Source organism: Succinimonas amylolytica DSM 2873, assembly GCF_000378405.1.
Lineage (GTDB): Bacteria > Pseudomonadota > Gammaproteobacteria > Enterobacterales > Succinivibrionaceae > Succinimonas > Succinimonas amylolytica.
Map to the genome: position 1 here is coordinate 1,945,374 of NZ_KB899636.1, position 7,272 is coordinate 1,952,645.

The window sequence follows — 7,272 nt, forward strand, 5'->3', positions numbered from 1 at the left end:
GACGAGTGGGCTAAGGCTCTCGGTGAACAGAAGGAAGAGGAACAGAAGCCGAAATCCGATGCCGATGTTATGGACGAGTGGGCTAAGGCTCTCGGCGAACAGAAGGAAGAGGAACAGAAGCCGAAATCTGACGACGAGGTGCTTGACGAGTGGGCCAGGGCTCTAAACGAGCAGAAGAACTCCTGATAAAGCCCTGATACCGTATAACAGCCGATGGTTCTGCCACCGGCTTTTTTTAGTCTGGAGAAACAGCAATGCTTATAACTGCAGGAGAATTTGCCGCCGGGATCTGGGAGCGCTGGCGGAAAGGCAGATGTGCTTTCCCTGAATTTCTTAAGACCGGATGCAAAGCCGGACCTGCCGGGCGTGCTTCCGGAGATTTGTTTAAACCGGAACCGGCGGAACTGGAGGAGACTGCGGAGACCTATTATCTCTGTCCCGCTTTTTATGATCTCCAGGTTAACGGCTATGACGGGATAATGCTGGACGCAAGCATTTCCCGGGAGGCTCTGAGCCGCATTGCCGCTTCCATGAGGGAGGATGGCGTGTTCCGTTTTGTGCCCACGGTTATCACCTGTTCCTTTGAGCATATGGCGGAGACTCTGAAAATCGTCCGGGAATGCCAGCCTTTTCTCAGGGACAGCATCCCCGGAGTGCACCTGGAAGGCCCGTTTATCAGCCGTGCCAAAAAGGGAATACATGAGGAGAGGTTTATAAGAAGCATGACGGCAGAGGATCTTCAGCTTCTTCTGGAATATCGGGATGCCGTGTCCTATATCACGGCGGATCCCGCAGCGGTGCCTCCGGAATATCTTAAAAGACTGGTCGGTGCCGGAATCCGGGTGTCCCTGGGGCACACTGCTGCAGATGCTGCCCGGGCCGGGGAGTTTTTCAGGAACGGTGCCACCCTGGCCACCCATCTTCATAATGCCATGTCTCATGCCCGGGGCGGCAGGGATCCCATGGCTGTTGAAGCGGTGCTGGCGTCAGACACGGTTTATGCCGGGGTTATTGCCGACGGCATTCATGTGGCATGGCCGGAAATCCGGATTGCCCGAAAATGTCTGGGAAAGCGCCTTGTGCTGGTAACCGATGCTTTGGCGGCGGCCGGCGTGCGGGAACCTCTCGCGAGCTTCCTTTTTGCGGGGACCACGGTATACAATGATCCGGTTCGCGGGCTTGTCAATAAGGATGGCACTCTGGGCGGCTCCCGGCTCACCATGCTGGAAGGGGTCAGGAATCTCGTGCAGTACGGCGGATTTTCTGAAAAAGAGGCGCTCTATGCCGCTTCTGAAGCGCCGTTCCGGGCGATGGGGGAAACGCCGGAGGTCTATCTCATTCTGGATTCCGTTCTTAATATCAGGGGAGCCTTTAAAGCCGGATGATGAAGACAATGAAAAAGCCGGATATAGCGGAGCTTTTCCGGCGGCTGCGGGAGAAATGGCCAGATCCCCGGCCCACTTTGGCATTCCGGAACAATTTTGAGCTTCTCTGTGCGGTGCTCCTGTCTGCCCAGACCACTGACACGGCGGTGAACCGGGTAACTCCGGAGCTCTTTCGGGTGGCTCCGGATCCGGAAAGCATGCGGCTTCTGGACAATGCTGAAATCGAAAGGATAATCGCCAGCATCGGCCTTTACCGGAATAAGGCCCGGCATCTCAGGGCGCTGTCTGAGGCCCTGGTTACCCGCTTTAACGGGGAGGTGCCGGAATCTGAAGCGGATCTGGTGTCCCTCCCGGGGGTGGGAATCAAAACCGCCCGGGTGGTACGAAACATCGCTTTCGGCCAGGGAACCGTGGCCGTGGATACTCATATCTTCCGGGTGAATTCCCGGCTGGGTCTGGTTTCGGGAAAAACTCCCGAGGCTGTCAGCAGCGAGCTTCCTGCTGTGATTCCCCCGGAGTTTCTGCATGATGCCCACCACTGGCTGATCTATCTGGGACGGCATATCTGCAGGGCCCGGAGTCCTTTGTGCCGGGAATGTCCGGCCCAGGATCTGTGCCGCTGGAAGCCTGCTCTCCCGGAGGCTTCCGGAAATGCCTGCAGTAAGGCCGGAACTCCGGGGACACAAAGACAAAAAGGGAAAAGCAGCAAACTGATGAAATCTGCCAGGCCGGCGGCTTCCCAAGTCCCCCGGCGCCGTTCCGGGAATGAAAACCGGGAAGAGAGACTCTAGAAGAACCGGAAGGGTTCCAGGTTAGAGCTTTGACAAATTGTTCGAAAATGCCGCCTTATTTTTTGCTGACGGATTCTTTGGAGTACAATGGACCCAGCTCTCCGGGGACGGATACCGGATTTCCCGGAGGCGCAAACAGGGCAGTACGGAGGATCATGTTATGGAAAAAACAGTAGCGGCCGCGGGAAAGATCTGCGAGATCAAAAGACTTCTGGGACACGGCAAGGGCGGGTATTCCTATCTTGCCAGGTGTGACGGCAGGGAGGTGGTGCTGAAGCAGATTCATCATGAACCCTGCGATTACTATACCTTCGGAAACAAGATTGAGGCGGAACGCAATGACTATCAGCGTCTGAAAAGCGCCGGGATCAGAATTCCTGAAATGCTGGCTCTGGATGTGGAAAATGAACGTATTGTGAAGGAGTACATTGCGGGGGACACTGTGTTTGATATCGTGCGGGATCGGGGCAATGCGGATCCTTACCTGGAGGAGGTGCGGGAAATGGCTGCCCGGGCCCGGGCAGCCGGTCTCAATATCGATTATTTCCCTACCAATTTTGTGGTTCGGGACGGCCTTATCTGGTATGTGGACTATGAATGCAACGGCTATATGGACGAGTGGAATTTTGAGAACTGGGGGATTAAGTACTGGTCCCGGACTCCAGAGTTTGAGGCATACCTCCGAAACCATAAATAATTTCCTGTCCGGGGGCTGTCATTATGACCTGAGATAAGGCGTTCGGGGGCGCCGTTTTCCGTAATTCCTGTGAACAGTGCCGGCAATGGCAGGGAAAAGCTTCTGTATATTTTTGTCTGATAACGGTTATAATTATCTGACCGGCGCCGGTTTTCAGGTAAAATGATGGCGGCATTAGGACGGTACCGGAAAAATGCGCAGAACGGAGCGTTTTTTCGGCTAATGAGGCCGTTTGTTTTTTTGAGCGAAGCGCGGAGTCTGGGAATCTCGGGAAATGTCAGAAACAAATTCGAGCAATGATTTTCTTAATCTTATAAACCGGACTTCGGTACAGGACGAATCCCTGTTCTGTCCCGATGTCACCGGTCTTACGCTGAGCGGCTTCCGGGTGCTGGAAAAGCTCCGTGTGGAGTCCGGGGAGGCTGATCTTTATATCTGCCGCAGAGACAGCGGGGAATACTCCTGGACCATGAACTCCAATGAGCGGTATGTGCTGAAGATTTTCAGAAGACCTAATGCCGTGAAGGATGATGTCATTGCCCGGCTCAAAGGAATTATGAGTCCTTATGTATCCCCTGTATGTGCCTGCGGAGTTTATGATAATCATCAGTACGTCATAAGGCCCTGCTATAAATTTCCGAGTCTGGGCCGGGTGCTGGAGGACGGCGGCCGGTTTTCTGAGGAGCATCTCCGAAAGGTGATTATTCCTTCCGTGAACGAAGGTCTTAAGGCACTTCATGACGCGGGAATTATTCATAAGGATCTCAAGCCTGCCAATCTCCTTCCCGATGATTCCGGAGAGCACATTGTCATTATTGACTTCGGGATCAGCAGCAGTTCCGGAAACAAAAGCTTTGTGGTGACCAGAACCGGCATGACGCCGTTCTATGCCGCTCCGGAGGCACTTCAGGGCGTGTTCCACAGGGAAAGCGACTACTACGCTCTGGGGATCACGATATTCGAGCTTTTTACCGGCTCCCTTCCTTCTAAGAACCGGGAGTTACCCCAGCTGGAAGGTGCAGATTCTTCACCCGGTGGCACTCTGGTGTTTCCGGAGAATTTTCCGGAGGATCTCCGGACTCTTGTGCTGGGGCTGACCTATGGGGATCTTTCCGGACGGAATGATCCGGATAATCCCGACAGAAGGTGGGGGTATAACGAGGTCAGAAGATGGCTTAACGGTGAAAAGCTTCCGGTTCCGGGGGCCTCCCGGCTTTCCCGGCCGGAATCCGGTTTTCCGCCGTACCGTTTTGGGGGGATTACCTATCATAATGAAGGAGACCTTCTGAAGGCCCTGTTCGTTTCTCCGGCAATGGGGGCGGAGGAGCTCCTGCGAGGTACCCTGGTTTATCATTATCTCTCCTTTGACGAACAGAAGGGAGCACTATGCAAAAAAGCTGCCCGGGATATTGAGGCCGGCGCCGATCGGGTGCAGGTTCTGATGGATTTGCTGTACCAGCTGGATCCCTGCTGTGAAGGTCTGGGAACCGCGGAGTTCGGAGATGGCGAGTACAGCTTCCGGAATGCCGGGGAATTCCGGAGCTATATCGAAAAGCTCCGGGATAATGGCGGATTCTATGAGCTTCTGCATCTGCGTTCCTGCTATGGCAAGGCTCTCAGAGACATTGCGGAGCATGTCTGGCATTCGGATGTTCATGAGGAGCTGGAAAAACTTGCAGAGCACTGTGTGAAATTCGGAGAAAGGATATTCGGGACGGAGAATGATTTTATTGCCTTCCTGACTGATCTTATAGCAGCTAATCAGGACACCCCTCTTAATCTGAAGCGCTTTGTTCATGAGCATGAGCTCACTCTGGAGGCTCTTAAAGCCCGGCCGCTTCTGGAGGAAGCCATAAACGGTCTTATGAAGTATACCTCTCTGAAAGATCCCCGGAACGGAATTATCACAGTTAACGGGGTCAGATATCCGCGAGCAGAGCTGAAGTCCGGCGAGTATCTGATCTTTGGAAGCTACTGGCAGGAAAATTCCAGCGTAAAAACACCGCTTGAATGGCTGGTGCTCCAGAAATCCGGAAACGAGGCTCTGGTCATCAGCCGTTACGGTCTGGACTGCAAGCAGTATCATCATGAGTATGCCGATCGAACCTGGGAGAACTGCGATCTCCGTGCCTGGCTTAACGGAGAATTCCTGAGGATGGCGTTTTCTGAACGGGAGCAGCAGATGATAAGGGAATCCCGGCTCGTCAACGAAGATAACCGGGAGTACCATACCAGGGGCGGTGCCGATACCCGGGATCGGATCTTCTGCCTCAGCATTTCTGAAGCCCGGAAATATTTTCGGGAAGATGCGGCGCGCCAGTGTTCTCCGACACGCTTTGCCGTTTCCGGGAACTGCTTTGTGGACGATACCAACGGCTGCTGCTACTGGTGGCTGCGAACTCCTGGGCGTTATCAGTACCGGGCAGCTCTGGTGACCTCGGAAGGGGATCTTCATCTGGCTGGCGGAAGTGTTCTTAACGCTATTGGCACGGTACGTCCTGCCATGAGAATAGACCTTAGCGCCCTGAACTGACCGTTCCGCTTAGGAAAAGGGCAACCCTCTATCACAGAATTTCCTCAGGAAAACATGGACTGCGGTCTGACAGCTGAAGAATAAGTAAATAACTGCCTGTATAGAGTTACAGTTTTACTGCCGCTATACTATGGCTGTAAGCATGTAGAATGTGCTTTGTTTCTTCTAGTGGTGCAGTGATACAAATTTGGCATCTGCCAGCTACCATCCTCTTGCAGAAGTGCCGTAAATCTGCGGTTTGCGGTTATTTCTGCGATATATAGTTTTTCCCTTCGGAACGGACATCATTCCGGTCCTGTCATGAGGTCCGTTCCTGTCCTCTTACTGTTCAGCCATATCGCCCGTGAAGAGGGCAGCCGTTATTTTCAGGAAGCCGGAAGTCTGCGGTTTTCGGGAACTCGGGAATCATATATCCGGCGTACTGGGCCGGGCTTCGGATGTCAGAATAATAGTATACGGAGGCAAAAATGTCAGACCATATAGTGCCGGAATCGCTGCCCGGTGATTTTCTGAGCTTCATTTCGCAAACTGCGGCCCCGGCTGATTTTCAGGGTAACTATGACATTACCGGACTTGTTCTGAGCGGCTACCGGGTTTTGGAAAGAATTCTGGTTAATTCCGGGGTGGCCGATGTCTACCGGTGCTGCCGTCTTTCCGGAGAGAAAACAGAAATTCCGGCCCCTTCTTTAGCTGTTCCGGAGAAGGCGGTGTCAGAGTCTTCTGAGAGTCCGGCGTTTTCGTACGAAAACTCGCCGTCCTTTATTCTGAAGCTTTACCGCCGGGAGCAGGCTATTGCCCCCGGGACTGCTGCCGTGCTTGCGACTCTTAAGTGTTCCCGGGTGGCGCCGGTTCTGGTGTGCGGTACCTTTCATAACCGGCAATATACCATTACCCCCTTTTTCCGGTATCCCGCACTTGATCGGGTGCTGGCAGGGGGCGGTACATTTTCTGAAGAGGTGCTGAAAGGAATAATCATTCCCGCGGTCGTTGCCGGTCTCCGGGATCTGCACAATGCCGGCATCCGGCACGGGAATCTCTCGCCTGCGGCCATTGTTCCTGACAATTCCGGAACGCGGCTTCTGCTTACTGGGGCCGGCGTTATTACGGATTCTCCCGGCCGGCCCGGATGCTCCTCGTTAGGAGCTGGGGAAACTCCCAGGAGAGATGATTACCAGGCTCTGGGACTTACGGTATATGAGCTCTTTACCGGTTTTTTGCCCCCGCCGTTCTGTTTTAGAAACCGTGACAGTGAACTTATTTTTCCGGAGAAATTCCCCCAGGATCTCAGATGTCTGGTTTCGGGGCTTTGCCGGAAGGGCTGGGGTGAAGCGGAGATTTGGTGCTGGCTCGGGGAGGCGGGAATTTCTGTTCCCGGGGCGGAGGGGGAAACAGCAGAAGAGGTCTCCCCGGTTAAAGGCCGTGAGCCGCCTCCGGAGAGCAGTGCCGTCAGAACCGCGGAGGCCTCCGGTTCCGGAGTGGCAGTGCTTGAGGGAAGCGATCTGCGTTTTCGGAATGCCGCAGAGTTCCGCAGTGTATTAGGTCTAAAGTCAGCACTTTAGGCCTTCTTAAATTTCCACGGCATAGCCTGCTCAAGAATAGCATTTCTTCTTTCATCAGACAGCGATTCATCTTTCAGTTCGTCTCTGTGAATACCCATATATCTGAACAGAAATTCAAGGTAATCTTCCAGGTCAACTCCATGAGCTTTGCAGGTTTCATGAAATGATGAGAACACAGCCGTAGACTTAGCTCCCTCAATAGAGCCAAATCCGCTGGGCATTGAATGTCTCAGCACTGCAAAGTCACGAATAGCTCTCTCGGCGGCCGAGTTATCCAGAGGAATAGAGCCGTCCTCCAGAATTCTGG

At 53.7% G+C, this 7,272-nt stretch carries 7 protein-coding genes; 6 read left to right on the forward strand and 1 reads right to left on the reverse strand.

The features are described 5' to 3' along the window. The 6 genes from F557_RS22690 to F557_RS0108735 form a co-directional block, all read left to right on the forward strand. On the forward strand, positions 1 to 186 hold a 186-nt coding region (locus F557_RS22690; protein WP_211209522.1), incomplete at its 5' end, for a hypothetical protein. A gap of 68 nt (positions 187 to 254) precedes the next feature. Further along, a complete protein-coding gene (gene nagA / locus F557_RS19385) occupies positions 255 to 1,385 on the forward strand; it encodes an N-acetylglucosamine-6-phosphate deacetylase (RefSeq protein WP_019001850.1) in 1,131 nt (376 codons plus the stop codon). An 8-nt stretch (positions 1,386 to 1,393) separates the two neighbouring features. After that, a complete protein-coding gene (gene nth, locus F557_RS19390; RefSeq protein WP_157617797.1) occupies positions 1,394 to 2,176 on the forward strand; it encodes an endonuclease III in 783 nt (260 codons plus the stop codon). Between the two features lie 160 nt (positions 2,177 to 2,336). Next, complete coding sequence (locus F557_RS0108725; protein ID WP_044143199.1) at positions 2,337 to 2,873, forward strand: BUD32 family EKC/KEOPS complex subunit; 537 nt, start codon at positions 2,337 to 2,339, stop codon at positions 2,871 to 2,873. 274 nt (positions 2,874 to 3,147) lie between these two features. Then, positions 3,148 to 5,406 (forward strand): DUF6273 domain-containing protein, encoded by a 2,259-nt coding sequence (locus tag F557_RS0108730; RefSeq protein WP_019001853.1) that lies wholly within the window; start codon positions 3,148 to 3,150, stop codon positions 5,404 to 5,406. Between the two features lie 467 nt (positions 5,407 to 5,873). After that, a complete protein-coding gene (locus tag F557_RS0108735) occupies positions 5,874 to 6,965 on the forward strand; it encodes a serine/threonine-protein kinase (protein ID WP_019001854.1) in 1,092 nt (363 codons plus the stop codon). On the opposite strand, the gene F557_RS22695 is transcribed toward F557_RS0108735, so the two are convergent. After that, positions 6,962 to 7,272, reverse strand: a 311-nt coding sequence (locus F557_RS22695; protein WP_019001855.1) for a transposase, incomplete at its 5' end; no start/stop codon positions are given. The two genes, F557_RS0108735 and F557_RS22695, sit on opposite strands and share 4 nt — an antisense overlap.